At 61.0% G+C, this 639-nt stretch carries 1 protein-coding gene; it reads right to left on the reverse strand.

Annotated features, from left to right (window positions below; genetic code table 11):
- Positions 1 to 635, reverse strand: a 635-nt coding sequence (locus tag GOB93_RS21020) for a transposase (RefSeq protein ID WP_173585283.1), incomplete at its 3' end; no start/stop codon positions are given.
- Positions 636 to 639: the final 4 nt, after the last annotated feature.

Here is a 639-nt window from a genome sequence, read left to right on the forward strand (position 1 = left end):
GCTTCCAGCCGGGCGCAGGCTTCGTCCAGCTTCGCTTTCAGTGTTTCCCGTCGGGCAAGCGCTTCCGGCAATGCCTGCGGATCGCTGTCTGTGGCATCTGCGTGCTCCGCCTGGTCCATCAGTTTCGCGATCTCCACCGCCAGCTGTTCGCGCAGTGCCCTGATCCGGTCGTAGCGCAGGGAACGGTATTTCGAAGCGTCGGCATCGATTTTCGTGCCGTCAATCGATACTACACCCAGACGCAGCAGACCCGTCTCGCGCGCCAGAAGCAGGACCTGCGCAAATGCAGCTTCAATGGCTGTCCGGTTCGTCCGGCGGAAGGTCGCAATCGTATCATGATCCGGATGCAGGTTCGCCGCCACGAAGCGCACCCCGATATCGCGATATGTCGCCCGCTCGATCCGGCGTGAGGAAAACAACCCGTTCGCATAGCTGAAGATCAGAAGCGCCAGCATCAGCCGCGGATGATACTGCGCCTTCCCGCCCGTGCGCACCGGCACGGAAAACGCACTCATCGGAACCCGCTCAACGGCGGCAACAACGAAATGCGCCATATCGTCAGCCGGAAGCCACGACTTCAGATCAGGCGGCAGAAGATACGGCTGAGACCGGTCAAACGGGATGAAGCTGCTCATCTCA

The organism is Acetobacter musti (assembly GCF_011516835.1).
GTDB classification, from domain to species: domain Bacteria; phylum Pseudomonadota; class Alphaproteobacteria; order Acetobacterales; family Acetobacteraceae; genus Acetobacter; species Acetobacter musti.